Consider the following 25,707-nt stretch of genomic DNA (forward strand, 5'->3'; position numbering starts at 1 on the left):
GCGCCGGGGGAAGGGGAGCACGACATGGAACTCGGACTGGCTGGCAGGAAGGCGCTGCTGTCGGGAGCGAGCAAGGGCATGGGCAAGGCCTGTGCGCTGGCCGTCGCCCGCGAGGGCGTCGATGTCACCATGGTGGCGCGCACCGCCGGGACGCTGGAAGCCGCCGCCGCCGAAATCCGTGCCGCGACCGGCGCGAAGGTGACCACCGTCGTTGCCGACATCACCACCGAGGAAGGCAGGGCGGCAGCGCTTGCCGCCTGCCCCGAGCCGGATATCCTTCTCAACAATGCCGGTGGCATGCCGCCCGGCGATTTTCGCGAGTGGAACCGCGACGACTGGATCAGGGCGGTGGACATGATGATGCTGCCGCCCATCTTCATGATGAAGGCGACGGTCGACGGCATGATGGAGCGCGGGTTCGGCCGCATCGTCAACATCGCCTCGCGCAGCGTCAAGATCGCCCATGCCGAGCTTGGCCTGTCCAATGGCGCGCGCTCCGGCCTCGTCGGTTTTTCCGCCGGCCTCGCGCGCCAGACCGTGGGCCGCAACGTGACCATCAACACGCTTCTGCCCGGCATTTTCGACAGCGACGGCCAGCGCGCGCATGTGGCGCGCATGGCCGAGACCAGCGGCCGCGCCTATGACGATATCTGGGCATCGCGGGCCGCGGGAAATCCGGCCGGACGCTTCGGGCGGCCGGAAGAGATCGGCGCCTATTTCGCTTTCCTCGTCAGCGCGCATGCCGGTTTCATCACCGGCCAGAACCTGCTGATCGACGGCGGCGAGTATCCGGGAACCTACTGACCATGCGGCGCGGGGCAGGGTCATGAGGATTGCGGTCGCCGGTTTCCAGCACGAAACCAACAGCTTTGCCGGCACGGTTGCCACGCGCGCCGATTTCGACCGGCCGGGCGGCTGGCCGCCCTTCTGCACGGGCGCGGACATGGCGACGATCATCGCGCCTTCCGGCACGCCGGCCGCCGGGGCGATGGCGGAGGCAGCACAATCCGGCGTCGGGGTCGTGCCGCTTTTGTGGTGCATCGGCCTGCCCTCCGGCCCGGTCGAGGACGCCGCCTTCGAGAATATTGCCGCCGACATCTGCGCGCGCTTTCGCGGGGCGCTGGATCAGGGACTGGACGCGCTTTACCTCGATCTGCACGGCGCCATGGTCACGCCGTCGTTCCCCGATGCGGAAGGCGAGCTTCTGGCGCGGCTGCGGCGCATCGCGCCGGCACCGTTCCCCATCGCCGCCTCGTTCGACCTGCATGGCAACATTTCCGAAAAGATGGTGCGCGACTGCACCCTGCTGGAGTGCTACCGCACCTATCCGCATGTCGATCTGCGCGAAACCGGGGCGATGACCATGCGTCGGCTGATCGGTGTGCTGAAAGGCGCGCCCGTGCCTGCCATCGCCTACCGCGCCGTGCCCTTCCTTGCCTCCATCAACGATCAGTGCAGCTTCGTCGAGCCGGTGCGCAGCCTGCTTGAGCGCGGCGCGCAGTTCGAGAAGGCCGGCAAGATCGACCGGGTCAGCCAGTTCTTCGGCTTTCCGCTGGCCGACATCGCCATCTCCGGCCCGTCCATCGTGATTCAGGGGCCGGATGCGGCAAAGGCGGAAGCCGTTGCCGACGCCATGCTGGCGGCGTGGATGCAGGCCGAGGCGCGTTTCGCCACGCGCCTGCCTCAGGCGCATGAGGCGGTAGAGGAAGCAAAGCGCCTGGCAGCCTTGCCCGGCACCGGCCCGGTTGTCATTGCCGATACGCAGGACAATCCCGGTGGTGGCGGCACGGGCGACACCACCGGAATGCTGCGCGCGCTGATCGAAGGCGGGGCGCAGGGCGCGGTGCTGGTTCACATCGCAGATGCGGATGCCGCCGAGGCCGCCCATGCGGCGGGCGAGGGCGCTGTCGTGGATATCGCCATCGGTGCATCGCTGTCGGCCCGTTTCGGCGCGCCGGTTGCGGGTCCATGGCGGGTTGTGAAGCTTGGCAGCGGCAGTTTCACCGGCGTCGGCCCCATGTACAAGGGCAACGCCATCGCGCTCGGCAAGGTGGCGCTTTTGGAGCGGCGGGGCGTGCGCGTCATCGTCGCGCCGCGCAAGATGCAGGCCTCGGAGCCCGGCCTGCTCCTGCATCTCGGCCTCGATCCGCAAACGCTTCCCATTCTGGTGGTGAAAAGCTCGGTGCATTTTCGTGGCGCCTATCAGACGATGGCGCGCGCCATTTTGCCGGCACTGGCGCCCGGCGCCGTCGAGGCCGACCTGTCGCGGCTCGATTATCACAATGTCCTGCGTCCCCCGGCGCGCAATCACAGTCACTCAACAGAAGAGGTCAGCCCGCTATGACGATTTTTCGCAGCTTCACCCGCGCCCTTGGCCTCTGCACCGTGCTGGTTGCAGGCGCTGTCCTGACCGCGCCGGCACAGGCAGGCCCGGAAGACAAATCCATCACCATCGGCATGGGCGAGGATTTCCCGACCCTCGACGGCTATGTGAACACCTCGCGCGATGGCGTGGTCATCACCATGCATCTCTATGACGGCCTCATCTACCGCAATCCGAAGACCTTCGCCTATGAGCCGCTGATCGCCACCTCCTGGGAGCGCATCGACGATCTGACGTGGGAATTCAAGCTGCGCGAAGGCGTGACCTTCCATGACGGTTCGCCGCTGACCGCCGAAGACGTCGTCTTCACCCTGAATTACTGGGCAGATCCCGCCCATGGCGCGCGCTCGCAAGGGTCGGTGTCGTGGATCGACCGTGCCGAGGCCGTCGATGACCTGACGGTGCGGCTGATCTCCAAGACGCCGTTCCCGGCCGCGCTCGAATTCGTGGCCGGATCGCTGCCCATCTATCCGTCGGATTATTTCCAGTCCGTGGGCCCGGAGGTCTTCGGGCAGAAGCCGATTGGGGCCGGCCCCTACAAGCTGGCTTCCAACGAAGGCGGCACCATCAGGCTGGTGGCGCATGAGGGCTACTACGAAGGCGGCGCCAAGCGCACGCCGTCGATCACCACTGTCAACTGGCGCATCATTCCCGATACGGCCACGCGCATCGCCGAAGTGATCGGCGGCGGCGTCGACTGGATCTGGAACGTGCCGTCCGATCAGGTCGAGCAGCTGGAAGTGGTGCCCACGCTCGACGTGGCGCTCGCCTCCACTATGCGCATTTCCATGGTGGCGCTGGACGCGGCCGGCCGCACCGGCGACACGCCGCTGAAGGATGTGCGCGTGCGTCAGGCAATCAACCACGCAATCGACCGCAAGACCATCGTCGAAAACCTTGTCGGCGGCGATGGTGAACTGCTCAATGCGCCGTGCCACCCCTCGCAGTTCGGCTGCGACCAGTCGGCGGCGGTGGTCTATGACTACGATCCGGAGAAGGCGAAGGCGCTGCTCGCCGAAGCCGGCTTCGCCGACGGCATTACGGTCAAGCTCGGCAGCTACCGCGACCGTGCGCGCGCCGAGGCGGTGCAGTCCTATCTGGCGGCTGTCGGCGTCAGGGCCGAACTCGAAATGCTGCAGGCGAGCCCCTCCTTCTCAAGCTGGCGCGAGGGCAAGGTCGGCATGTGGTACGGCGACTGGGGTTCGTTCTCGATGGCTGACAGCTCTGCCTCGATCGGCTCCATGTTCGACGGATCGAGCAATGACGGCGCCCGCGACGAGAAGGTGATCTCGCTGGTCAAGGAAGCGTCGTCGGAACTCGATGAGGACGCCCGCAAGGCGAAATATGCCGAGGCGATCCGCATCATCACCGAACAGGCCTACTGGGTGCCGATGCACACCATCGTCATGGGCTATGCCTATACCAACACGCTTGCATTCGAGCCGACGCTGGATGAACTGCCGCGTTTCTTCGACGCAAGCTGGAAATAGGCGCTGACAAGGGCGCATGGCCGCGCCATAGGGCTTCGGGCGTGCGCAGCGCGTGCGCCCGATTGACCATCTGGCCAGACCGGCAGGGGCAACGCCTCTGACCCTGCCAGAGCATCGGGCCGACGCGCGGTGATTGCGTCGAAGCATAAGGCCTGAACGTTTCTGCGGTTCGAGTGAAAGCAGAAAGTTCAGGCGGCGTGATTGCGGCCCCGGGCAAGAGGAGACGGCAAGCGGGATGCTGACCTATCTGATGAGGCGGGCCACCATGGCGGCGGTGGTGATGGTGATCGTATCGGTCATCTGCTTCGTGCTGAGCAACGTGGCCTCGGACCCGGCGGTCGGCATTGCCGGCGCGCAGGCAACCGATGCCGACCTTGCGGTGGTGCGCCAGACCTACGGCCTCGACCGGCCTTTGCCGGTTCGCTATGCCGAATATATCGGCAATCTTTTGCAGGGCGATTTCGGCACCTCCTATCTCGCCAAGCGGCCGGTGCTGGAGATGATCCTTGAGCGGCTGCCGGTGACGGCGCTGCTGGCCTTCCTGTCGATGGCGCTGGCGCTGGCTATCGCGCTGCCGCTCGGCTGCGCGGCGGCGCTGTGGCCGAACACGCTGGTCGACCGGCTGTCGCAGGTTCTGGCCGTGACCGGTCAGGCCATTCCCAATTTCTGGGCCGGCTTGCTGCTCATCGTCGTGTTCGGCGTGCAGCTGCGCTGGCTGCCCATTTCCGGTTCCGACACGCTGGCGCATTTCGTGCTGCCGGCGATCACGCTCGGCACCTTCGCCATGCCGCCGCTGATGCGGCTGATCCGGGCCGGCATGATCGAGGTGCTGGCTTCCGACTATATCCGCACCGCGCGCGCCATGGGCATCCGGCCCTTCGCGCTGACCTTCAAATACGCGCTGAAAAATGCCGTTTTGCCGGTCATCTCGCTGGCGGCTGTGCAGCTCGGCTTCATGCTCGGCGGCTCGATCGTGGTGGAATCGATCTTCGCCCTCAACGGCGTCGGCTATCTGGCGTGGCAGTCCATGTCGCGCTCCGACATGCCGGTGATCCAGGCGATCGTTCTGCTGATCTCGATGATCTACATCGTGCTGACGCTGGCCGCCGATCTGCTCAACGGCATCATGGATCCCAGACTGCGGGGAGCACGCAAATGACGGCGCTGTCCGCGGCACCGGCCCTGCCGGAAGAAGAGCTTGTCCGCCGGCCGGGCTTCTGGGCGAAGGCGCGGCGTCACCGCACCTTCGTGTTCTCCGCTCTCATCCTGCTCGCCATCCTGCTGATCGCGGTCTTCGCGCCGCTGCTTGCGCCGCATGATCCCTTCATGCAGAGCATCGCGCTGCGGCTGAAGCCGCCCTTCTGGCATGACAAGACGGTGGCGGAACATCTGCTCGGCACCGATCAGCTTGGCCGCGATTATCTCAGCCGCCTGATCTATGGGGCGCGCATTTCGATGGCCATCGGCATTGGCGCGACGCTGATGTCGGCGCTCATCGGCATCACGCTCGGGCTTCTGGCCGGCTATTATGGCGGCTGGATCGACACCGCGATCTCCACCGTCATCACCACGCGCCTGTCGATGCCGATCATCCTGATCGCGCTGGCGGTGGTCGCCATCGTGGGGCCTTCGCTCACCGTCGTCATCGTGGTGCTGGGGCTTTTGTTGTGGGACCAGTTCGCGGTGGTGACGCGCGTGGCCACCCAGCAGGTGTGCACGCGCGACTATGTCACCTCCGCCCGGGTTCTGGGCTGTTCCGTCGGCCATATCCTGTTTCGCGAAATCCTGCCCAATATCCGCGCCCCGCTGATGGTGGTGGCGACGGTGGAAATGGCGCATGCCGTGCTGCTGGAGGCGGCGCTGTCCTTCCTCGGCCTCGGTGTTCAGGCGCCACTGCCCTCGTGGGGGCTGATGCTGTCGGAAGCCAAGACGGCCATGTTCTTCAGCCCATGGCTGATCGTGCTGCCCGGCGCATGCCTGTTCATTCTGGCGCTGGCCATCAATCTGATGGGCGATGCCATGCGTGACCTGACGGCGGGAGGGCGCGGCTGATGCTGCTCGATGTGCACGACCTTCACGTCACCCTGCCGGATCAGGGCCGCAAGCTGCGGGCGGTGCGCGGCGTCGACCTTTCGGTGGCGGCGGGCGAAACGCTGTGCCTCGTCGGCGAATCCGGGTGCGGCAAGTCGATGACGGCGCTCGCCCTGATGGGGCTCCTGCCGCGCAGGGCCGAACGCCGCGCGGCGCGTCTGCGGCTTGGGCCGACCGATCTCGGCGGTCTGTCGGACAGCGCCATGTCGGCACTGCGCGGACGGCGCATGTCGATGATCTTTCAGGAACCGATGACGGCGCTCAATCCGGTCTTCACCATCGGCGACCAGCTCTGCTCCGTCTACCGGCGGCACACCCGCGCCAGCGGCGCCGCGGCGCGGGCGCGAGCCATCGAGGTGCTGGAGAGCGTGGGGCTGACCAATGCAGCGCTGCGCATGCGGCAATATCCGCATCAGCTTTCGGGCGGGCTGCGCCAGCGCGTGCTGATCGCCATGGCGCTGATCTGCGAGCCCGAGCTGATGATCTGCGACGAGCCGACCACGGCGCTCGACGTGACCACGCAGGCCCAGATCCTGCACATCCTCAAAGAGGCGCAGGCCGCCCGCAACATGGGCATGATCTTCATCACCCATGATCTCGGCGTCGTCGCCCGCATCGCCGACCGGGTCGCCGTCATGTATGCCGGGCGCGTGGTGGAGGAGGGCACGCGCGAAGCGGTTCTGCGCCATCCGGCCCATCCATATACGCGCGGCCTGATCGCCTCGGTTCCGAAACCGGGTGGCGGGGAGCCGGGCCAGACGCGTCTGGCCAGCATTGCCGGCAATGTGCCGGCCTTCCATCAGGAGGATGCGCGCTGCCCCTTCCTGTCGCGCTGTTTGCAGCGCATGGATGTGTGCGCCGAAACGCCGCCTCCGGTCCGGCAGGCGCCGGCGGGCCAGAGCTTTGCCTGTCATCTGCTTCCCGGATGGGTGGAAAGCCGGGCGGCGGGCGTGGAGGAGCGCGCATGACCATGCTTCTCGAAGCCCGCGACCTGACCCATGTCTACACGATTCGGCAGGGGCTGCTCGGCAGGCCGGCTCCGCTGCGCGCGCTCAACAACGTATCGCTCAGCATAAAGCGGGGCGAAATCCTCGGCATCGTCGGCGAATCCGGCTGTGGCAAGAGCACGCTGGCCCGCATTCTTCTGGGACTTGAGACGCCGACCTCCGGCACGGTTCTGCTCGAAGGGCGGCCGGTCGGCGACTATCCGCGCCGCGAGCGCGCGCTGGCGGTGCAGCCGGTGTTTCAGGACCCCTATGGCTCGCTCAATCCGTCCATGTCGGTGGAGGAGCTGATCGCCCTGCCGTTGCATGTACATGGCATCGGCAACCGCGCCGAGCGGCACAGGCGCACCGCCACCATGGCCGATCAGGTGGGCCTGCCGCGCCGCGCCCTTGCCGCGCGTCCCGGCGAGCTTTCCGGCGGCCAGCGCCAGCGCGTCGCCATCGCGCGCGCCCTTGTCGCGGGGCCGAGGCTGGTGATCTGCGATGAGCCGACATCGGCGCTCGACGTCTCTGTGCAGGCGCAGATCCTCAACCTGCTGCTCGACCTGCGCGCCGAGCACGATGTCGCCATGCTGTTCATTTCGCACAATTTGTCGGTCATCGAGCACATGGCCGACCGCATGATGGTGATGTATCTGGGGCGGGTGGTGGAAACCGGGCCGACGCGGGCCATTTTCGCGCGTCCTCACCACCCCTACACGACCGTTCTGCGCGATGCGGTGTTCAGCCCGCAGGATGATGGCGGCGTGCCCGATCTCGGCCTGCGCGGCAATTTCCCCAATGCGATGGATGTGCCGTCGGGCTGCGTGTTTCATCCGCGCTGCGGCTTCGCGCATCCGAATTGCAGTGAGGTGGAACCGATGCTGAAAACCCATGGCGGCGATGACCGGGCCTGCGCCTGTCATTATCCCCTGACCGCCGGCCCCTGATCCACAGGCCCCTGATCCACGGGGTAGTGCTTCAGGCAGGCCGCGCTGCAGATAGGTTCCGGCTTGCCGGCAGGCGCTGCCGCAACCGCGCATCGACGCTTTGAACACAGGCAGGACGGCCGTTTCGTCGCCTGCCGCAAACGGGTTTTTGCATGATCGACATGGTTCTCAGCTGGCCGGGTCTGGCGGCGGCAATCGCCTTGCTTGCAGCCGGCGCCATTCAGGGCTCGACCGGCTTCGGCTTCAACATGCTGGCCGCACCGCTTCTGGCCCTGATCGATCCCGCTCTCGTTCCCGGCCCCATGCTGATGCTTGCCACCATCGTCAGCACCGGCGGCGCATGGCGCGAGTTCGATGACGTCAACCGGCGCGACCTCGGCTACTCGCTGAGCGGCCGGGTTCTGGCGGCCTCGCTGGCCGCATTCTGCATCGGCCTGATGTCGCCGCAGGTGTTTTCGGCGCTGTTCGGGCTGGCGGTGCTGGCCGCCGTGGTGCTGAGCCTGAGCGGGCTGAACATCTATCCCACGCCGCGCAATCTCTTCACCGCGGGCACCGTGTCCGGTTTCATGGGCACGCTGACCTCGATCGGTTCGGCGCCGATGGCGCTGGTCTACCAGAATGCCGAAGGCGCGCGGATGCGCGCCACGCTCAACGCCTTCTTCGTCGTGGGCGGGCTGATCTCGATTGCAGCACTTGCGCTGGCCGGACGCTTCTCATGGCATGATGCGGGCATCGCCGTGCTGCTGACGCCGCCTGCCATGCTGGGTTTCCTGTTTTCGGGCTGGACCCGGCGGCTGGTCGACAAGGGGCAGGTGAAGCGGCTGGTTCTGGCCGTGTCCACGCTGTCCGCCGCAGTGCTTCTGTGGCGGGCGATTTTCTGAAGCACGCCGCCCACAAGTGGAACCTGGCTCAAACGCAGCATCCGCGAAGGTCCGTTGGTTGCCTGAAGGCTTCGCCGCCGCGTGCCGGCTATGGCTGTCGTCGTCCGTCGGCGCACACCTCGCGCACGATGCCGCGCAGCCAGCGGTGGGCGGGATCGGCATCGAGGCGCGGATGCCAGGCGAGCGAAATCGCCAGCGCATCGGTTTTTACCGGCAGGTCGAACGTATGAAGGCCGATCCGTGCCGGCGTGGTCAGCCGTGCAGGCACCGCCGCCACATGGTCGGAGGTGCGCGCGATGGCCAGCGCATCGGCGAAATTCGCGACGGCGATGGTCACGCGGCGGCTGAGGCCGAGCGTTTCAAGCGCCGTGTCAATCGGCCCTGAAAAGCGTCCGCGCCGGGAGACGGAGATATGGGGAAAGCCAGCGAAAAGCTCCGGCGTCACAGTGTCGGTCAGCGGATGGCCGGGGCGCACCACGCCGACGAAACGGTCGTGAAACAGCGCCTGAAGGCGGATTTCCGGCCCCGCCGCGCCGATCACGCCAATGTCGACATCGACGCGCCCTTCACGCAGGGCCTCTATGTCCTCCTTGTCCTGGGGAGCGAAGCGCAACCGCACGCAGGGCGCTTCGCGGGCAACGCGGGCGGCGAGCCCGGCGCCGAAGCTCAGCACGAAACTGTCACTGGTGCGGATGACGAAACTGCGCTCCAGCCGTGCGAGATCGAGCTCGTCTTCACCGCGCACCAGCGCTTCGGCCTCGGCGACCAGCACGCGCATCCGTTCGCGCAGGGCTTGCGCGCGCGGCGTCGGCACCAGCCCGCGGCCGGCCCGCACCAGCACCGGATCGCCCAGCAAATGGCGGATGCGGGCAAGCTGGCGGCTCATCGCGGGCGATGAGAGGTTGAGCCGCTGCGCCGCGCCGGTGACGCTGCCCTCGGAAAGCAGGGCATCCAGCGTCACCAGCAAATTCATGTCGGGCGGCGCGCTGCGGCGTGCTGAACCGGCTTTCGTTGGCATGGCGGGCACCGTCAATTCATGCATTTTGCGCAATTTTATAGCGGAGGGATTGCGCGCTGCGCAATTGGGCTTATGCGACTGGCACAGGAAGATCTTAGCCGTCTTGCATGTGTTTCCGGCACTGGCGGGGTTTTCAGAACGCGGGGTCAGGAAAATGAAATTGCCTGTGCAGAAAACAAACTGGAAACTGGGCAGGCCTTGGGGAGGAGGCAGCGCCTGTTCTCCTGTGGCCGCATTCGTCGCTGCCTGGGCGAGGATCTGCGTTGCCTAAGGGGAGGATAGACATGTCCGCAAAAGAACCGGCTCAGGCCGTGGCTCTGCATCGCTTCAGGCTGACTCAGGAAGGCGTGGTCTCGCTGATCGCGCTGACTTTGTTCGTCGCCTTTGCGCTGTTCCTCAACAATTTCCTCACACAGGGCAATCTCCTGACCCTGCTGAAGAATGTCGCCATTCTCGGTACGCTGGCTGTCGGCATGGGCTTCGTGGTCGTCGGGCGCGGCATCGACCTGACCATGGTTGCCGTCATGGTGGTGGGCGTTGCGTTCGCCATCTGGCTGACAAGTCAGGGTTTCGGCTTTGGCCAGGCGGTGCTGATCGGCGCCGTGCTGGTCGCCTGCTGCGGGCTGATCACCGGCATCCTGATCGCCATCGCCGAAGTGCCGCCGATCTTCGCCACCCTTGCCATGGCCTCCATCGTCTATGGCGGCGGCCGCGTCGCCTTCAGTTCGGACGTGCTTTATGCGCCGGGCGGGATCGGCTGGCTGATGGCCATCGGCTCGGGCACCTTTCTCGGCATTCCCTATTCCATCCTGATCCTTGCCGGCATCGCGGCGCTGATTGCGCTGTTTCTCAGCCTCACCCGCTTCGGCCGCTTCATCTACGCCACCGGCGACAATCCCCATGCGGCGCGCACCATGGGCCTGCCGACGCGCCCAGTGCAGATCAGTCAGTATGTGGTGGCGGCGCTCATCGCCTATGCCGCCGGCATTCTGATGACCGGCCTCGTCTCGGGCATCAACACGCGGCTCTACAATTCAACCCTGATCTACGATGTGCTGCTGGTGGTGGTGCTGGGCGGCATCAGCCTCTCGGGCGGTCAGGGCGGCGTGCGCAACGTTCTGGTCGGCACGGTTCTGGTCGGCATTCTGATCAACGGCATGACGATCATGAATTTCAGCTACACCAGCCAGAACCTGATCAAGAGTGTGATCCTGCTGGCGGCGCTGGCACTGGATGCGGTTATCAATCCCCGTGATGAGCAGACGTCGCAGAGCGGCGACATCTGACCGCAATCTGACCGCACGGGCCTTTCAAGACAAAATCAGTGAGGAGAAAAAGCATGTCTGTTCTGAAGAAAACCGCGCTTGCCGGTCTGGCCGCCGCTGCGCTGTTTATGGGAATTCCTGCCAAGGCCGCCGAAATCGAGCAGGTCGGCCGCGCCGCCTATCTGGAGGCCATGGCAGGCAAGAAGGTGATCTTCGTGCCGCTGTCGCAGGGCATGGACCTCAACCAGGCCTGGACCGCGGTCTGGCAGCGTCACGCCGCCCGCTACGGCTTCAGCTTTGAAGTGCGCGATCCGAACATGGACACCGCCGCAGGCATCCGCGCGCTGCAGGGCGCGGTCGCGGAGAAGCCCGACGTGCTGATCGTGCAGAACCCCGACGTGCAGACCTATGCGCGGGCGCTGAAACAGGCGCAGGATGCCGGCATCAAGATCCTGCAGATCAACATGCAGTCGATCACCCAGACCGACAGCTATGTCGGCAATGACTGGATCGAGATGGGCCGTCTGGAAGCCGGCGAGCTGGCCCGCACCTGCCTCGCGCCCGGCGCGCCTTCGGGCAAGATCGTCTGGCTGGCCGGCGTCCAGACCGGCGCAGCCAACATCTATATGCGCGAGGGCCTCAATCAGATCCTGGCCGAGAATCCGGGCCTTGAACTGGTGTCCGACCAGCCGGCCGATTACGACAGCGAAAAGGCCCGCCAGATCACCGAAACCGTGCTGCAGCAGCATCCTGACCTGTGCGGCATCATGGGCATCTGGGACAATGCCGAGGTGGGTGCCGGCGCTGCCGTGCTGGCGGCCGGCAAGCAGGATCAGGTGACCATCGTCACCAATGGCGCGGGCGCGCACACCGCCTGCGAGAGCATCGAAAAGGGCCTGCTCGACGTCGTCTACAACTTCAACGCACCGATCCAGGCCGAGATCGCGGCACAGCAGATCTCCGAGTTCCTGCAGAACCCCGATCGTGTCGCCGGCTCGGAAAAGACCGTCTTCTTCGGTCCGATCACCCGTGTCGACAAGTCGAACGCCAGCGGCCGCAACTGCTGGACCATCGATCAGCTGAAGTAAGGACGAGGGCAGAATGAGCCTCAGCGAAAGCCTTGTCCGGTTGCGTTACCGGGTGTTTCCCGATCACGTTCTGGGCGAGATTCTCACCAAGAAATGGGTGGACAGCGCAATCCCCTTCGCCGCTCTGGTGCTGGTGATTGCGATCTTCGGTCCGATCGTGCCGCGCTTCTTCCAGTTCGGTACGATTTCCCTGCTCTCGGGCGAGATGGCCGAGCTGGGGCTCGTCGTCCTTGGCCTGACTGTGGTGATGATTTCGGGCGGCATCGACCTGTCGGTCGGTTCCACCTTCGCGCTCTGCGTCACCACCGCGCTCTACATGATGAACGTGCAGGGGCTCAGCCTCGGCGGCGGGTTGGCGGCCACGCTGGCCGTCGGCGCGGTCTGCGGCGCGATCAACGGCTTCATGGTCGGCATTCTGAGGATGCGGGCGTTTCTCACCACGCTGGTGACGCTGATCATCTTCCGTTCGGTGTTCGATATCGTCTTTCCGCAGATCTCGACCGACATCGTGATGAACTATCCGCAGTCGCCCGCCTATGACGCGCTTGGCATGGGGCATCTGCTCGGCCTGCCGATCTCGTTCTGGGTGATGGCCGCCGTGGCGCTGGTGCTGCACATCGTCCTGTCGCGCGGCCGGTATGGCTGGCGTCTGCTGGCGGTGGGCGGGGCACGCCGCTCCGCGCACAATGCCGGCATCAATGTGCGGTGGACGGTGTTTTCCGCCTATGTGCTGTGCTCGGTGCTGGTTGCGCTGGGGGCCTACCATTTCTCGGCGCGCATCGGCTCCGCCGCCTCCGACATCGGCGCGGGAATGGAGCTTCAGGCGCTGACCGCCACGGTGCTTGGCGGCATCTCGCTGGGCGGCGGCCGCGGCTCGGTGGCCAAGGCGCTGATGGGCGCGCTGTTCGTGCTGATCCTGTCGACCTCGCTGCTGGCACTGGCCATTCCGGGGCCGGTGAACGCGCTGATCCTTGGACTGGTTCTGGTGAGCGCGGTGTTCCTCGACGTGCGCTGGGTCAAGAACCGTCACAAGCTTCTGCGCGCGGTCTATATCTCGCCGACCTTCAACAAGCTGCCGCCGGCGATCTCGACCACGGTCGGCCCGCTTGTGCCCAACGACCGGCTGCGCGCTTCCGAGCCGATCGGCCTTGGCATCATGGATGGTGCGGAGGATGCGATCTTCGACCGCGACGGCAATCTCTACACCGGCTCGCGACACGGCGACATCATGCGCTGGTTCGGGCCCGACTACACACGCTATGAAATCTTCGCCCATACCGGCGGCGCGCCGCAGGGCATGGCCTTCGACGCCACGGGCAATCTCGTCGTGTGCGTGGGCGGCATGGGGCTCTATCAGGTCTCGCCCGAGGGCGAGGTCAGGCTGCTGACGGCCGAGACCAACCGCAGCTGGACCTCCATCGCCGATGACTCGGTGATGAAGCTGGCCGACGACTGCGACATCCTCCCCGATGGCCGCATCATCTTCTCCGAGGCCACCGTGCGCTTCGAGATGCATGACTGGTACGCCGATGCGCTGGAAAGCCGGGGCAATGGCCGCCTCATCGTCTACGATCCGAACACCGGCACCACCCGCACCATTCTGAGCGATCTGATTTTCCCCAACGGGGTGTGCACCTCCTATGACGGCGAGTCGGTGCTGTTTGCCGAAAGCTGGGCCTGCCGCGTCAACCGCTATTACTATGCCGGGCCGAAGAAAGGCCGGCTGGAGCGGGTGATCGAGGGTTTGCCGGGCTATCCCGACAACATCAACCGCGCTTCGGACGGCACCTACTGGCTGGCGCTGATGGGCTCGCGCACGCCGGCGCTCGACCTGTCGCTGGAAATGCCGGGCTTCCGCCGCCGCATGGCGCGCCGGGTCTCGCAGGACGCCTGGCTGATGCCGAACCTGAACACCGGCTGCGTGCTGAAGTTCAACGAAAAGGGCGAGATCCTCGAAAGCTTCTGGGATCTGGGCGGCACCCGCCACCCGATGATCACCTCGATGCGCGAGCATCGCGGCACGCTCTATCTGTGCGGCATCTTCAACAACCGCATGGGTGCGCTCAAACTGCCCGATGCAGATCAGAACTGGTGCGGCGTCGACAGCTACTGGGGGAGGCCGGCATGAACGCGATCCGCCGTTTCATCGACCGTCGCCTTGGCCGGGGCGAAGCCGCGATCACGGTGCCGGTGCTCGACGGGCCGCTGATGCCCAATGCGGCGCTGGACGAGGCCGGAATTTTCGCCGAGCTGGCTGGCGCCGACAACATCGTGCTGTGCGGCAAGGGGCTGGTGGCCTCCTCGGGTGGGCGCGTGCTGCGGCTGGGTCCGGCCGGGCAGGCGGACGAAGAGCTTTTCGCCTTCGACAACGAGGTGTCGGCGCTTGCCTGCGGCAAGGGCATGCTCGCCATCGGGCTGGACGGAAAGGGCGTGACCATTCGCGGCGGCAGCCATGACGGCAGGACCTACGACATGGCCGAAGGGCCGCGCCATCCGACCTCGCTGGCCTTTCTCGACGCCGACACGCTGCTGGTGACGGAGGGCGCCTCATCGCGCCGCGCCCGCGACTGGCGTCGCGACCTGATGGAAAAAGGCGCTTCGGGCAGCCTGTGGCGGCTCAGCCTTGCCAGCGGCGAAGCCACGAAAATTCTCGGCGGGCTGCGCTGGGCCGGCGGCGTTGCCGCCACCGGCTCGCAAAAGGTGTGGCTGGCCGAAAGCTGGCGTCACCGCATTCTGTCGGTCGACCTCACCAGCGGACGCATGGAGCCTGCCCTTGAACATCTGCCCGCCTATCCGGCGCGGATTGCGCCGGCGGTGGATGCCGGCTTCTGGCTGAGCTTCTTCTCCGTGCGCAACCAGCTTGTCGAATTCATCCTGCGCGAACCGGCCTATTGCAGGCGGATGCTGGCCGAGGTTCCCGAGCCGTTCTGGATGGCCCCGGCGCTGGCCTCGGGCCTGTCCTTCTCGGAGCCGATGCAGGGCAGCCAGCTGCGCCGCATGGGCGTGACCAAGCCTTTCGCCGAAACGCGCTCCTACGGGCTGGTGGTGCACTGCTCTGCACAGATGAAGCCGCTGCGCAGCTTCCATTCGCGCGCCGATGGGGCTGCCCATGGGTGCGTTGCGGCGGTCGAGCATGGCGACGACCTGTTCGTCGCCTCGAAAGGTCATGGCAAGGTGCTGCGCCTTGCCGGCGCGGCGCGGGAGGCCTGAAGATGGAAACCGTGGTCGAACTCACGAATGCCACGAAAAGCTTCGGCGGGATCGCGGCCTTCCGGTCGATGGATTTCACCTTGCGCCGTGGCGAGGTTCACGCGCTTCTGGGCGAGAACGGCGCCGGAAAATCGACGCTGACCAAGGTGATCGCCGGCGTCTACCGGCTGAGCGAAGGGGTGATGACCCTTGACGGGCGCGAGGTGAACTTTTCCTCGCCGGCCGAAGCGCTGAAGAACGGCGTGGTGATGGTGTTCCAGGAAACCAATCTGGTGCCGGCGATGACGGTGGCGCAGAACATCTATCTGGGCGACGAAAAGATGTTCAACCGCCTGCGCGGCCTCTACATCGAGGCGCGCCAGTTTCTGGTCGGCATGGGGTTTCAGGTCGATCCGACCGCGCAGGTCTCGACGCTTGGCGCGGCGCAGAAGCAGATGGTCGAAATCGCGCGCGCCGTTCACCACAATGCCCGTGTCATCATCTTCGACGAGCCGACCGCCACGCTGACGCCGGAGGAGAAGCGGCATTTCTTCATGCTGGTCGAGCGGCTGAAGGCGAAGGGCGTCGCCATCGTCTTCATCACCCACGCGCTGGAGGAGGCGCTCGAGGTTTCCGACCGCATCACCATCCTGCGCGACGGCCTGCTTGCGGCCACCGGCGCGGCCGGCGAATTCACCCGCGAGAGCATCGTTCACGCCATGGTCGGGCGCAATCTCTCGGCCAGCCTCCACGGCAGCGGCAAGCGCAAGCCCCGGCCGTATGGCGAGAAGGTGCTGAGCGTGGAGAACCTGTCCTGCGGGGCCATGGTGCGCAACTCCTCCTTCTCGGTGTTCGGCGGTCAGGTGACGGGCATCTTCGGCCTTGTCGGTGCCGGGCGTTCCGAAATGGCCAAGGTGGTGGCAGGCGTCCTCAAGCGCGACTTCATGCATGGCGGCGAAGTCCGTCTGAACGGCCGGCCTGTGCGCTACCGCGTGCCGCGCCCGGCCATGCGCGACGGCATCGTCTACGTCACCGAGGACCGCAAGTTCGACGGTTTCTTCGAAACCATGACGGCCGGGCAGAACATCCTGCTTGGCGAGCTGTCGAAGAAGTCCAATCCGCTGTCGGTGGTGTCGCCGCGCCGGGCGATGGAGCTGGCGAAGGAATGGGGCGAGCGGCTGCAACTGAAGCAGATTTCCGACCGTGCGCGCATGATCGAGCTGTCCGGCGGCAACCAGCAGAAAGTGGTGATCGCCAAGTCGCTGATCCAGGAGCCGAAGCTGATCATCTTCGACGAGCCGACGCGCGGCGTCGATGTCGGCGCCATCGTCGAGATCCACCAGCTGATCCACGATCTCGCCGATCAGGGTCTGGCCGTGGTGGTGATTTCCTCCTATCTGCCGGAGATCATGGCGGTGTCCGACCGCATTCTGGTGGCCAAGCGCGGCAAGATCGTCGAGGAAATGATGGCCCTTGACGCGGATGAGGAAAAGATCATGTTCGCGGCCGTTCACTGAGCGGCTCTCGACGCGGGCTGCCGGCGGTCGGATTTCGTGATCCCGGCCTGAAGACAGGGAGCCCGCCATGGCCGCGAATAACGTCAATCTGAAGCTGTTGCAGACCTTTCTGCTGGCCGCCGAACATGGCAGCTTCCGCCGCGCCGCCGAGGAGAGCAACCGCTCCCCGTCGGCCGTCTCCATGCAGATCCGCGATCTGGAGGCGCAGGTGGGCATGAGCCTGTTCATCCGCACGCCGCAGCGCGCCAATCTGACGCCAGAGGGCAGGGTGCTCTACGAGCAGGTCAGCACCGCCATGGCCGAAGTGCAGGCGGGGCTGGCGCGGCTGTCGGAAGTGGCGGCGCAGCGGCGCGGCCATGTGAAGATCGCCTGCGCGCCCACCCTTGCCTCGACGCGGCTCGGGCGCATTCTGGCGACCTTCAAGCTGCGCTATCCCCGCAGTCTGGTCGACGTGAAGGAAACGCCGCCCACCGCCGCCCTGACGCTGCTGCAGGAGCAGGAGGTGGAGCTTTATATCGGGCCGGAAGTGCCCGGCCTCAGCGATTTCCAGTTCGAGCCCATCCTCGAAGATCATCTGGTCGCCTGCGTGCCCGCCGATTTCGATGACGGCGCGCAGAGCTTTCTTCTGTCGGAAGTGGCGAACTATCCGCTCATCCTGCTGGACCGGCAGACCGCCAGCCGCGCCCTCATCGATCGCATCAGCGCCGATCAGAACCTGACGCTCAACATGCAGTATGAGGTGCAGAACGCCTACACGGCGATCGCGCTCGCCTCGGCCGGGCTCGGCGTGGCGCTGGTGCCGGAAATCGCGGTGCCGATGTTGCCGGCGGCCGAATTCCGGGTCGTGCGGATCGCCGATCCGCAATCCAGCCGCTCGGTCGGCATCCTGACCGCCAAAGGCTATGTGCAGCACAGCTATTCGGAACAGCTTATCGAGCTGATCCGCACCGAGCTTTGCCGGCCCTGATGCCGGCAGCGACGTCCGCGCGCTGGCAGCGTTCGCGGCTCAGTCGGTGTTGATCCAGATCGCCTTGGTCTGGAGATATTCATACATGTGCTCCAGCCCGCCCTCGCGGCCATAGCCGGACATTTTCATGCCGCCGAAGGGCACCGCCGGGTCGATGGCGTGGTACATGTTCACCCACACCGAGCCGGCGCGGATGCGTCGCGACAGCTTGTGCGCGGTGCCCAGATGGTTGGTGAAGATGCCGGCGGCAAGACCGTAGGGCGTCGCATTGGCGCGCTCCACCACCTCGTCCAGCGTATCGAACGGCAGCGCGGAGATGACGGGGCCGAAGATTTCCTCGCGCGCGATGGTCATCGCATCGGTAACGCCGCCGAACACGGTTGGGGCAATGTAATGGCCGCCCTCCAGCCCGGGTGCTTCATGGCGGGCGCCGCCGGTGAAGGCGCGCGCGCCTTCCTCGATGCCGAGGCCGAGAAACCCTTCGATGCGCTGGCTCTGGCGGGCCGAGATGATCGGGCCGATCTCGGTGTCCGGGTCAATGCCATGGCCTATGCGCAGCCTGCCCGCAAAGTCGGCGACGCGGGCGACGAATTCGTCGTGGATCTCGCGGGCGACGAAAAGCCGTGAACCGGCAATGCAGATCTGGCCGGAATTGGCGAACACCGCCATGGCGGCTACGGGCACGGCCTTGTCCATATCGGCATCGCGGCAGACGATGACCGGGGATTTGCCGCCCAGTTCCAGCGAAACATGCTTCAGCGTGCCGGTGGCGGCGCGGGCAATGGCCTGGCCGGTGGCGGTGGAGCCGGTGAACACGATCTTGTCGACGCCCGGATGCGCGGCCAGCGCCGCGCCCGCATCGGCGCCATGGCCGGTCACCACATTCAGCACGCCGTCCGGCAGGCCGGCCTCGGCCATCAGCCGGGCGATCAGCAGCACCGTCAGCGAGGCTTCTTCCGACGGCTTGAGAACCACGGTGCAGCCGGTGGCGATCGCCGGAGCGATCTTCCAGACCGAGCCGGCGATCGGCGCATTCCAGGGGATGATGGCGCCGACCACGCCGATCGGCTCCTTCACGGTCTGCGACAGGATTTCGCCGGGGAACGAGTTCGGGATGGTCTGGCCATGGATGGCAACCGCCTGTCCGGCATAGAAACGCAGCATGCCGAGCACCCGGCGCGAATTGGCAAGCGTGCGCGCAATCGGCATGCCCATGTCGAGCGTGTCCGACAGGCACAGCGTTTCCCATTCCGCCTCGAAACGCTCCGCGATGCGCAGCAGAAGGGCCTGCCGCTCAAACGGGGTGAATTTCGACCACGGGCCATCGAAGGCGCGCCGCGCGGCCGCGACGGCGGCGTCGATGTCGGCAGCGGCCCCTTTCGGCACCGTTGCCAGCAACGCGCCATTGGCGGGGTTGCGGGCATCCATCACCTCGCCGGAAGCTGCCGGCACCCATTTCCCGTCGATGAACATCGGACGGAAGCCGCCATCGTAAAGGGCGGCGGCGCGGCTTTTCCAGTCAGTCATGTTTTTCCCCGGAGCACGGCATTACCGGTGCAACATGAGCCACGCGGGCGTGCATCTCAAGGAAGGAAACCTGATTGCGCGTTCAGATAATGCGACTGTTACCGGCCATGGCTTTCCAGCATTCTGAACATCGGTTTTTTGCGTGAAGACGACCCGCAGGAGTGAGGATGCGACTGACAGGAAAAATTGCCGTGATCACCGGTGGGGGATCGGGCTTCGGCGAAGGGATCGTGCGCAAGTTCGTCGCCGAAGGCGCGAAGGTCGTGCTGATGGACCGCGATCAGGCCAATGCCGAGCGGGTCGCGCAAAGCCTCGGCGACGATTGCCGGCCGCTCGTCGGCGATGTGGCGACGGCGCAGGGCATGGAAGCGGCCCGCGATCTGGCGCTGTCCGCCTTCGGCGGGCTGAACGTGCTGGTCAACAATGCCGGCGTCGGCCATGTGCCGACACCCCTCGACGATATCGACGAGGCGACCTTCGACCGTATCGCCAATGTGAACATGCGCTCGATCTATTACGGCGCGCGCGCCATGGTCCCGCATTTCAAGGCGCAGAAGGCGGGGGCGATCCTCAATGTGGCCTCCACCGGCGGCGTTTCGCCCCGGCCGAACCTGACCTGGTACAACGCTTCCAAGGGCTGGGTCATCACCGCCACCCGCGCCATGGCGGTGGAGCTTGCGCCTTTCGGCATCCGCGTGAACGCGATCAACCCCGTGGCCGGCGACACGCCGCTTCTGTCGACCTTCATGGGTGCGGACACGCCGGAGATCCGCGCCAAATTCCTTGCCTCCATCCCCATCGGCCGTTTCTCGACGCCTGAGGACATGGGCAACGCCGCCGCTTTCCTCTGCTCGGAGGAAGCCTCGATGATCACCGGCATCGCCATGGAAGTCGATGGCGGACGCTGCATCTGAGGCCGGAACCATGAAAGACACATATGAAATTGCCGTCGTACCCGGCGACGGCATCGGCCCGGAAGTGGCCGCTGCGGCTGTGCGGGTGCTGCGCGGGGCTTTCGGCAATGATTGCCCGCTGCGCTTTTGCGATCACCCGGCCGGGGCGGAGCTTTACCGCCAGACCGGAGAGAGCTTTCCGCAAGCCACGTTCCGCGCCTGCGCGCAGGCCGATGCGGTTCTGCATGGGGCGGCCGGCATTCCCGGCGTCGTGCATCCCGACGGCACCGAGGCGGGTCTGGATTTCACCCTGCGGCTGCGCTTCGAGCTGGATCTCTACGCCAATATCCGCCCGATCCGCCTGTATCCGGGCATCCGCTCGCCGCTGGCCGATGTGAAGGCAGGCGAGATCGACTACATCATCCTGCGGGAAAACAGCGAAGGCCTGTATGCGGCGCGCGGCGCCGGCGCGCAGCTGCGCGGCGAAATGGCGGTCGACACGCTGGTTCAGACCCGCAAGGGCGTGGAACGGATCGTGCGCAAGGCGTTCGAGCTGGCGCGGGCTTCCAATGGCGCGCCGGCTGACGGCGTTCGCCGTGTCACCTGCGTGGACAAGGCGAACGTGCTGCGCAGCTACGCCTTCTTCCGCTCGATCTTCGATGAAGTGGCCGCGGACTATCCCGATATCGAGGCCGAGCATGGCCTGATCGACGCGATGGCGATGTATCTCGTCACCCGTCCGGGGCATTACAACGTGATCGTCACCGAAAACATGTTCGGCGATATCCTGTCCGATCTCGCCGCCGCCACCATCGGCGGCATGGGGCTCGCCCCTTCGGCCGAGGTGGGGGAAAGGCAGGGCCTGTTCCAAGCTGCCCACGGCTCCGCCCCCGACATTGCCGGCAAGGGCATCGCCAATCCCTATGGTACGGTGCTGTCGGCCGCCTCGATGCTGGAATGGCTGGCGGCAAACCATGACGACGATCGTCTGGCGCGGGCCGCATCGCGCATCCGTGAGGCGGTGAGTGCGGCGATAGAGGCCGGGCTGATCAGCCGCGACCTTGGCGGCGACAGCGGCAGCGCGCTGATCACCCAAGGGTTGTGCGAGCGCCTGCGCTGACCCGGATGTGACGACGACCCGGCGGGAATCCCGCGGGGCAGGGAAACAGGGGCCGGGGCAAAACCCTGCCGGCAATGCAACATGCCGGCAGGGTAAGCCGCCGGCATGATCGGTGGGACGGGACGCTGCTTTCGTCAGAACCCGATGCGAACAACGCTCTCGGCGCCCTTTTCGCCATGGCCCTTCTTGACCGTGACGAACAGCGCGTTGCGTTCGCGGTCGAGCGCCAGACTGTTGGGGTGGACCGGTAGGGCGATCTTCTCCACAAGCTCATAGCTCTTGGTGTCGAAGACGCTGACCGTGCCGTCATCCCTGTTGGTGACATAGAGCCGCTCGCCGCCGACCAGCGGGGCCACCGGTCCGGCTCCCGTCGGCAGGTGACGGATGGTCCTGCCTTCGGCATCCATCACCACGACGCGGTTTCCCTCGCCCCTGATCTTGTAATCGGGAATAACGTCAGCGCGCATCTTGTCGATGAATTCGTTGCCCTGATCGGTCGCGAAGATGCGTTCTCCGGCGGCATCGAGAGCAAGGTTCAGAAGCTGGTCGCCCTCCACCTCGGCGGTGGCGAGCAGTTCGGGCCCTTCCGTGTTCAGAACGAAGAGCTGTCCCTGAAGGTTCGAGACGTAGAGCCTGTCACGCGTGGCATCGAGTACGGCACCGGCTACCCCGGCCCCGAAGCCTGGGATCACCTTTTCCACCTTGAGGGCCGCCGTATCGACGACGTAGAGCGCGCTGTCCTTCGCGGCCAGACCGGGGGCATAGAGGCGGTTGTTCTCAGGATCGAGCACCAGTTCGCGGAAATTGTGGGGGTATTCCGGCTTGCCCTTGTCGGTGGTCACTTTTTCAGCAAGCTGCACGGTGCCGAGCACGGCATCCGTTCTGGTGTCGATGACCGTGATCGAGGCGCTGGTGGTGTCGCCGACATAGAGGCGGCCGGCGGCATCGTCGAGTGCGAGGCCGAAAGCCCGGCCGGACAGGACGATTTCGCCCTTTTTCTCAAGAGTGCGTGCATCGAGCCGCAGGATGCGGCCAGCCTCTGCGCCTTCGCCGAAGCCGCCGGCGGAGGCCACGAAAACGGCGTCCTGCGCCGGCGAATAGACCAGCTCGTAAAGAGCCGGCGCGACCTCCATGCGCAGGATGCGGGCCGAAGGTTCCGCAACCGTGGCGGCAGCCGCGCCGGCCGCGAAGGCGGATGTCGCCAGGAATGTGGCTGCCAGCAGTGCCGACAGGCCGAGTGCAAGTCGTTTCATCGGGTCTTCTCCTTGGGTCAGAAGTCCATCGTGGCTGAAAACAGGAAGGTGCGGGGTGCGCCATATCCACCGGAAAGATCGCCGCCGGCCCAGTAGGATTCGTTGGTCACGTTCTGCACCATGGCGCGAAGCGTCAGCGGGTTGTCGCCGATCCGCGTGGTGTAGCGCGCGCCCAGATCCAGCGTGGTGAAGTCAGGCACCGTCAGGGTGTTGGTGTTGTTGGCATAGCGCTTGCCGGTATAGCTGATATTGCCGAGCAGGGTCAGGCCCTCAATCGTCCCGACATCATATTCCAGACCGAGCTTGGCCATCACCGAAGGCACGCCGGTGGCGTGTCTGCCCTGCGTCTCCGCCTTGTCCGATTTCGTCACCTTCGCATCGGTATAGGCAATGCCGCCGAGAAGGCGCAGGCCCGACCTGATTTCACCATAGACGCTGAGCTCGACGCCCCGGTTGCGCTGTTCTCCATAGACATCGTAGATCTGGGTGGCCGGATCGATATAGGCGCTTGGCTTCCCGATCTGGAACAGGGCGAGCGAGGTGGTGACGCTGCCCATATCCCATTTGGCCCCGACCTCATATTGCGTGGTCTTGTAAGGCTTGAGAATGTCGCCGGAATTGGCTGCGTTGAGCGGCGCTGTGGAACCCGGGCTCAGGCCCTCGATATAATTGGCGTAAAGCGAAATGCTGTCGGTCGCCTTGTAGACGACGCCGATGCCGGGGGTGAGCCGGCTGGACTCATAGCTGGAAGCAAGCTGTCCGCTCGGCAGATAAAACTGTTCGCGCTTCACGTTCTGGTATCTTGCGCCCACCGTGACCTGCAAACGGTCGTCGAAGGCCTTCATCGTGTCGGAGAAGGCATAGCTGGAGAGATGCTGTTCGATCGCTCCATTCGGCAGGAGCGGCAGGTCGGGGGCCGGGCCGAAATCCAGATGGTGATAATTGGTGTTCCAGAAATTCCGCCTGGCGTTGGTTTCAAACTCGATCCTGGATTTGAAGCCGCTGGCGGACAGGTTCCATTCATGCGTAACCCCGCCCAGCGCGAAATTGCCGCGCAGGCCCGCCTCGCCGGAATATTGCGTGCCATCGGTCTTCTGGCGGGTGGCCGAAACCGAGATGTCGCCGGCATTGTTCATCAGCGTCTGAGAGGTGATCAGCGCATCGTAGCCGCCCGAGCGGCGGCCGACGGCGGCATAGGCGGTGATGGAATCGGTGAGATCGACCTCGCCGCGCAGCACCACCACGTCCGTCTCCGTCGAATTGAACGCCCACGGGGCGGCCAGCGAATGCTTGCCGTTGCGCGCAGACGGGATTTGGGTAACGGCCGGAGACAGGGCAAGGCCGAAATAGTTGACCCCGTCCATGTCTTCCTTCTGCTTGTAGTAGTCGACCGAGAAGCGGGCACGCTCGCCGCGCCAGTCGAGGCCGACCGCGCCGATCTTCATGCCATGCTTCTCGTCATCGACAGCCGTATGGCCGTCCCTCAGCACGCCGTTGACGCGGATGCCCCATTCCTTGTTCTCGCCGAAGCGGCGGCCGATATCGGCATGCACGCCCCACAGGCTGTCGGACGAATAGCTTGTCGTCAGCCGGGTCAGCGGCGCGTCCTCGGCCCGCTTCGGCACCAGCGAGACGATGCCGCCGACGCTGCCGGCCGGCGGCATGCCATAGAGGAAGGTGGAGGGGCCTTTCAGGACCTCGATCCTGTCGGCGAATTCGGTCGAGCCGCGCATGTTGGGCGCCATGCCCGCCAGACCGTTGAAGAGCACGTCATCGGCCGAGCTTGAGAAGCCGCGGATGTAGAAGGTCTCGAAGATGGTGCGCTTGCTCGGCACATAGACGGAAGGGTCGGTGGCGCCGATCGCGGCTCCGATGTCCTGCGCCTCGCGGTTCTTCACATGGTCGGACGTGTAGGAAACGGTGCTGAAGGGCGTGTCCATCACGTCCTTGTTGCCGAGCAGGCCGATGCCGCTGCCGGTGGCCACCTGCCCGCCCGCATAGGCCGGCGGCTTGCCGCCCTTGCCGTGGATGAGAACGGTGTCGAGGTTGATGGTGCCGTCCTCGCTCTCCTGCTGCTTTTTTGGCGCATCCTCCGTCTTTTCTCCGGCAGCGGGTTTTGCAGTCCGGCTTTGCGCCATGCCCGGGCCGGTGGTGATGCCGATGGCGAAGGATGAGGCGAGCGCCGTGGTCAGGAGCAGCCGCGCGGTGCGCGCGCCAAGAGAGTGTCGTGCAGTCAGGCAGTACATTATGGGGGTCCCCGCGAGAATTAGTTCACACCCATTAACTTAATTGACAAAACCAGTCAACTTTTCCGGCGTCAAAACGCAACACACAGAAATCATTGTGAAAATTTGTTTTTCTGGTATATCCGGCTCAAGTGCCCGTGCTTTTTGCACAGACACTCAGGTGGGGAAAGGAGAGCCATGATCGGGAGCCATCCTGTAACCGCGAGAGGTCGTCCAAGGACCATCACGCGGGAGCGCCTGAGCGATGCCGGCATCGAGATCACGCTTCCCAATGTCACCATTCTGGGCATTGCCGCGCATCTCGGCGTCAGCGCCAAGGCGCTCTACAAGCATGTCTCCGGCCTTGAGGAGCTGAAGCAGCAGATTGCGGAGGATTTGTTCCTGCGCTGGGAGCTTCCGCCGCCCGCGCCCGATGGCGGCGAGGGGCTTGAAAGCTTCATGCTGTCGTTCAGCCAGTCGATGTGGATGCTGGTCGAGCGGCATCCCGGCATCGCGCCCTACATTCTTCGCGAGGACCTGATAACGCCGGCGATGATGCGGAAGATGGAAGAGCACCAGCAAGGTGTCGCGCGCATCTTCGGCATTCCCTTTACGCGGGCGAACTGGCTGTTGTTCATTGTTGCCTATTTCTGCGTGTCGGTGGCCGATACCGTGCTGCCCATCAAGGACGGGCAGGAGGTTCTCCCCCAAAGGGGCGGACTGAAAAGGGCGGACTGGATCAAGGCCCAGTACGACCTCGGAGCAAGGGCGCTGATCATCGGTTCGCTGGCGACCATGGACCAGATTCCGGAAGGCTGACCGGCAGCCGCGCCGACATGCTGCCCGCTTCCCGGCCACATATCCGCT

Annotated in this window: 21 protein-coding genes; 17 read left to right on the forward strand and 4 right to left on the reverse strand. The window is 65.4% G+C overall.

Features of this window, described 5'->3' with window-relative positions; genetic code table 11:
- The first annotated feature begins 24 nt into the window (after window positions 1–24).
- From MIC97_RS18775 to MIC97_RS18810, 8 genes are all read left to right on the forward strand, one after another.
- On the forward strand, window positions 25–804 hold the full coding sequence (locus tag MIC97_RS18775) for an SDR family oxidoreductase (RefSeq protein ID WP_183832115.1): 780 nt from the start codon (window positions 25–27) through the stop codon (window positions 802–804).
- Window positions 805–826: 22 nt separating this feature from the next.
- Window positions 827–2,344 carry a M81 family metallopeptidase gene (locus MIC97_RS18780; RefSeq protein WP_239801515.1) on the forward strand — a complete coding sequence of 506 codons (1,518 nt, stop codon included), beginning with the start codon at window positions 827–829 and terminating at the stop codon, window positions 2,342–2,344.
- Entirely contained in the window at window positions 2,341–3,873 is a 1,533-nt protein-coding gene (locus MIC97_RS18785) for an ABC transporter substrate-binding protein (RefSeq protein ID WP_239801516.1), read from the forward strand. Before MIC97_RS18780 ends, MIC97_RS18785 begins: the two co-directional genes overlap by 4 nt.
- Before the next feature lie 235 nt (window positions 3,874–4,108).
- On the forward strand, window positions 4,109–5,032 hold the full coding sequence (locus MIC97_RS18790; protein WP_183832118.1) for an ABC transporter permease: 924 nt from the start codon (window positions 4,109–4,111) through the stop codon (window positions 5,030–5,032).
- Window positions 5,029–5,925, forward strand: coding sequence for an ABC transporter permease (locus MIC97_RS18795; protein WP_239801517.1), 897 nt, complete (start codon window positions 5,029–5,031; stop codon window positions 5,923–5,925). Before MIC97_RS18790 ends, MIC97_RS18795 begins: the two co-directional genes overlap by 4 nt.
- On the forward strand, window positions 5,925–6,932 hold the full coding sequence (locus tag MIC97_RS18800; protein ID WP_239801518.1) for an ABC transporter ATP-binding protein: 1,008 nt from the start codon (window positions 5,925–5,927) through the stop codon (window positions 6,930–6,932). Before MIC97_RS18795 ends, MIC97_RS18800 begins: the two co-directional genes overlap by 1 nt.
- Entirely contained in the window at window positions 6,929–7,897 is a 969-nt protein-coding gene (locus tag MIC97_RS18805) for an oligopeptide/dipeptide ABC transporter ATP-binding protein (RefSeq protein WP_239801519.1), read from the forward strand. Before MIC97_RS18800 ends, MIC97_RS18805 begins: the two co-directional genes overlap by 4 nt.
- 152 nt (window positions 7,898–8,049) lie before the next feature.
- A complete protein-coding gene (locus tag MIC97_RS18810) occupies window positions 8,050–8,778 on the forward strand; it encodes a sulfite exporter TauE/SafE family protein (protein ID WP_239801520.1) in 729 nt (242 codons plus the stop codon).
- 88 nt (window positions 8,779–8,866) lie between these two features.
- Here the strand turns inward: MIC97_RS18810 and MIC97_RS18815 are convergent, their stop codons facing one another.
- Window positions 8,867–9,796 carry a LysR family transcriptional regulator gene (locus MIC97_RS18815; protein ID WP_239801521.1) on the reverse strand — a complete coding sequence of 310 codons (930 nt, stop codon included), beginning with the start codon at window positions 9,794–9,796 and terminating at the stop codon, window positions 8,867–8,869.
- Window positions 9,797–10,080: 284 nt separating this feature from the next.
- On the opposite strand from MIC97_RS18815, the gene MIC97_RS18820 reads away from it, so the two are divergent.
- The 6 genes from MIC97_RS18820 to MIC97_RS18845 all read left to right on the forward strand — a co-directional run bounded on the left by MIC97_RS18820 (window position 10,081) and on the right by MIC97_RS18845 (window position 17,822).
- Window positions 10,081–11,082: an ABC transporter permease gene (locus MIC97_RS18820; RefSeq protein ID WP_183832124.1), complete on the forward strand. Its 1,002-nt coding sequence runs from the start codon at window positions 10,081–10,083 to the stop codon at window positions 11,080–11,082.
- A 53-nt stretch (window positions 11,083–11,135) separates the two neighbouring features.
- A complete protein-coding gene (locus MIC97_RS18825; RefSeq protein ID WP_183832125.1) occupies window positions 11,136–12,149 on the forward strand; it encodes a sugar ABC transporter substrate-binding protein in 1,014 nt (337 codons plus the stop codon).
- 13 nt (window positions 12,150–12,162) lie between these two features.
- A complete protein-coding gene (locus tag MIC97_RS18830) occupies window positions 12,163–14,277 on the forward strand; it encodes an SMP-30/gluconolactonase/LRE family protein (protein WP_239801522.1) in 2,115 nt (704 codons plus the stop codon).
- Window positions 14,274–15,359 carry a hypothetical protein gene (locus tag MIC97_RS18835; RefSeq protein WP_239801523.1) on the forward strand — a complete coding sequence of 362 codons (1,086 nt, stop codon included), beginning with the start codon at window positions 14,274–14,276 and terminating at the stop codon, window positions 15,357–15,359. The genes MIC97_RS18830 and MIC97_RS18835 overlap by 4 nt, the downstream gene beginning before the upstream one ends.
- A 2-nt stretch (window positions 15,360–15,361) precedes the next feature.
- A complete protein-coding gene (locus tag MIC97_RS18840; RefSeq protein ID WP_239801524.1) occupies window positions 15,362–16,855 on the forward strand; it encodes a sugar ABC transporter ATP-binding protein in 1,494 nt (497 codons plus the stop codon).
- A gap of 67 nt (window positions 16,856–16,922) precedes the next feature.
- Window positions 16,923–17,822, forward strand: coding sequence for a LysR family transcriptional regulator (locus tag MIC97_RS18845; protein WP_239801525.1), 900 nt, complete (start codon window positions 16,923–16,925; stop codon window positions 17,820–17,822).
- A gap of 39 nt (window positions 17,823–17,861) precedes the next feature.
- Here the strand turns inward: MIC97_RS18845 and MIC97_RS18850 are convergent, their stop codons facing one another.
- Window positions 17,862–19,349: an aldehyde dehydrogenase family protein gene (locus MIC97_RS18850; protein WP_239801526.1), complete on the reverse strand. Its 1,488-nt coding sequence runs from the start codon at window positions 19,347–19,349 to the stop codon at window positions 17,862–17,864.
- A 167-nt stretch (window positions 19,350–19,516) separates the two neighbouring features.
- On the opposite strand from MIC97_RS18850, the gene MIC97_RS18855 reads away from it, so the two are divergent.
- Complete coding sequence (locus MIC97_RS18855; RefSeq protein WP_183832131.1) at window positions 19,517–20,263, forward strand: glucose 1-dehydrogenase; 747 nt, start codon at window positions 19,517–19,519, stop codon at window positions 20,261–20,263.
- Window positions 20,264–20,273: 10 nt separating this feature from the next.
- Window positions 20,274–21,362 (forward strand): isocitrate/isopropylmalate dehydrogenase family protein, encoded by a 1,089-nt coding sequence (locus tag MIC97_RS18860; RefSeq protein WP_239801527.1) that lies wholly within the window; start codon window positions 20,274–20,276, stop codon window positions 21,360–21,362.
- A gap of 134 nt (window positions 21,363–21,496) precedes the next feature.
- Here MIC97_RS18860 and MIC97_RS18865 read toward each other — a convergent pair whose 3' ends face one another.
- Entirely contained in the window at window positions 21,497–22,615 is a 1,119-nt protein-coding gene (locus tag MIC97_RS18865; protein ID WP_239801528.1) for a YncE family protein, read from the reverse strand.
- Window positions 22,616–22,632: 17 nt separating this feature from the next.
- The gene (locus MIC97_RS18870; protein WP_239801529.1) at window positions 22,633–24,861 is read right to left on the reverse strand and encodes a TonB-dependent siderophore receptor; all 2,229 of its coding nucleotides are present in this window, start codon (window positions 24,859–24,861) and stop codon (window positions 22,633–22,635) included.
- 177 nt (window positions 24,862–25,038) lie between these two features.
- Between MIC97_RS18870 and MIC97_RS18875 the strand changes: the two genes are divergently transcribed.
- Window positions 25,039–25,659, forward strand: coding sequence for a TetR/AcrR family transcriptional regulator (locus tag MIC97_RS18875; RefSeq protein ID WP_239801530.1), 621 nt, complete (start codon window positions 25,039–25,041; stop codon window positions 25,657–25,659).
- Window positions 25,660–25,707: the final 48 nt, after the last annotated feature.

Source organism: Aquamicrobium sp. NLF2-7 (genome assembly GCF_022359935.1).
In the GTDB taxonomy this organism is placed as follows: domain Bacteria; phylum Pseudomonadota; class Alphaproteobacteria; order Rhizobiales; family Rhizobiaceae; genus Mesorhizobium; species Mesorhizobium lusatiense.